General features: G+C 71.7%; 1 protein-coding gene. It reads right to left on the bottom strand.

Features of this window, described 5'->3' with window-relative positions:
• The coding region (locus QH283_RS18885; protein WP_280504313.1) for a non-ribosomal peptide synthetase at window positions 1-2378 on the bottom strand (2378 nt) is incomplete at both ends.

Here is a 2378-nt window from a genome sequence, read left to right as displayed (position 1 = left end):
GGTGTTCAGCGCCGCGCCGAGGCGCGAGGCGACCTGCGTGGCGAGCAGCGAGTTGCCGCCCCAGGCGAAGAAGTCGTCGTCGAGGCCGATCCGCGCGCTCTGGTCGAGGCCGAGCACCTCGGCGTAGACCGTGGCCACGATCTGCTCGATCGGGGTGGTCGGCGCCCGGAAGACCGCCTTCTCGAAGGTGGGCTCCGGCAGCGCCTTGCGGTCGAGCTTGCCGTTGACGTTCAGCGGCAGCTCGTCGAGCTGCACGAACACCGACGGGATCATGTAGGACGGGATCTCCGCCGCCAGCGCGCTCTGCAACGCGCGGGTGTCGATCTGCTGACCGGCGGTGGCGGGCACGATGTAGCCGACCAGGCGATCGCCCAGGTTGGGGTCGTTGAGCGCAAGCACCGCGGCGGCGGCGATCGAATCCTGGTTCAGCAGCGCGGTCTCGATCTCGCCGAGCTCGATGCGGAAGCCGCGGATCTTCACCTGGAAGTCGGTGCGGCCCCGGTAGTCCAGCTCGCCGTTCGCGGTCCAGGCCCCCAGGTCGCCGGTGCGGTACATGCGCTCGCCCGGGGTGAACGGGTTGGCCACGAAGCGGTCGGCGGTCAGATCCGGCCGGGCGAAGTAGGCCGTGGCCAGCTGCGCGCCACCCAGGTAGAGCTCGCCGGACACCCCGACGGGCACCGGGCGCAGCCGCGAATCCAGCACGTAGACCTGACTGTTCCACTGCGGCGCGCCGATCGAGACCGACACGGTGTCGTGCTCGTCCACCTCGTGGGTGGTGATCGAGACCGCGGCCTCGGTCGGGCCGTAGAGGTTGAACAGCCCGGCGGCGTTGTCGCGGCGGAAGCGCTGGGCCGTGGCGACCGGCAGCGCCTCGCCGATGGCCAGCACGCGGCGCAGCGACGCGGGCATCCGATCGCCGGACTCCACCAGCAGCGCGTCCAGCGCCGAGGGCACCACAAACAGGGTGGTGACCCCGGTGTCGGCGATCAGCGCGTTCAGGTAGGCCGGGTCGCGGTGGCCGTCGGCGGTGGCCACGACCAGGCGGCCGCCGCTGACGACCGGTGACCAGAACTCCCAGACCGACACGTCGAAGGTGGCCGCGGTCTTGAGCAGCACCACGTTCTCGGCGTCGAGACCGAATTCCTCGGTGATGTAGGCCAACTGGTTGGCCGCCGCGCCGTGCGGCACCGCCACGCCCTTCGGCCTGCCGGTGGAACCGGAGGTGAAGATGACGTAGGCGGTGTTGCCTGCGACCAGCGCGCCGTTGCGGTCGGCGTCGGTGATCGCCGTGCCCGCCAGGCCACTCAGGTCGAGTTCGTCGACGGCGACGGCCTCGGCGACCTCGGTGGCGAAGGCGTCGGCCGACGCGGTGAGCACCAGCGCCGGGGCGGCGGTGTCGAGGATGTAGCCGCCGCGCTCGGCGGGCTGGTCCGGGTCGATCGCCACGTAGGCCGCGCCGGCGCGGGCGATCGCGTACAGCGAGACGACCAGATCCAGCGAGCGGCGCATGGCCAGCGCCACCCGGTCCTCCGGGCGCACGCCGCGCCCGATCAGCCAGCGCGCGAGGCGGTTGACCCGCTCGTCCAGTTCCGACCAGGTCAGCGTGCGGCGCTCGCCACCGGCGGTGTCGGCGACCACGGCGATCGACGACGGATCGGCGGCCGCGGCGGCGGCGTCGAACAGCGACACCAGGGTCGCGGTCCGGTCGGTGTCGTGCGCGGTGTCGTTCCAGGCGCGCAGGATGCGCTCGGACTCCTCCGGCGCCAGCAGGTCGATCTCCGAGACCGGCACCGCCGGGTCCGCCACCACGGCCTCCAGCACCCGCACGAAGCGATCGGCGAAGCCCTGCGCGGTGGCCTCGTCGAACAGGTCGGTGGCGTAGCTGAAGTCGGTGACGATCTCGGCCGGGTCGCCGTTGTCGTCGTAGAGGTCGTACAGCGTGACCGTCAGGTCCGTCTTGGCCAGCTGCGCGCCGACATCGACCGCGCTGACCCGCAGACCGGGCAGGCTCAGCGTGGTCTCGGCCAGGTTCTGGAACGACAGGCCCACCTGGAACAGCGGGTTGCGCGCGGTCGAACGCACCGGGTTGAGCACCTCGACCAGACGCTCGAACGGCACGTCCGCGTTGGCGAAGGCCTCGAGGTCGCGCTCGCGCACCACGGCGAGCAGATCGGCGAACCGCTGGCCCCGCCCCACACGGGTGCGGAAGACCAGCGTGTTGACGAACATGCCGATCAGGTCGTCGAGTTCGCGCTCGCCACGGCCCGCGATCGGGGTGCCGACGGCGATGTCGTCGGTCCCGGACAGCCTGGCCAGCAGCACCGCCAGCGCGGTGTGCACGACCATGAACAGCGAGGCGTTGTTGCCCCGGGCCAGCT

Origin of the sequence: Nocardia farcinica (assembly GCF_029867845.1) — a bacterium.
Classification (GTDB): domain Bacteria; phylum Actinomycetota; class Actinomycetes; order Mycobacteriales; family Mycobacteriaceae; genus Nocardia; species Nocardia farcinica_A.
The sequence above is the reverse complement of the archived record's forward strand: the minus strand, read 5'-3'. Positions and strand labels throughout refer to the sequence as shown.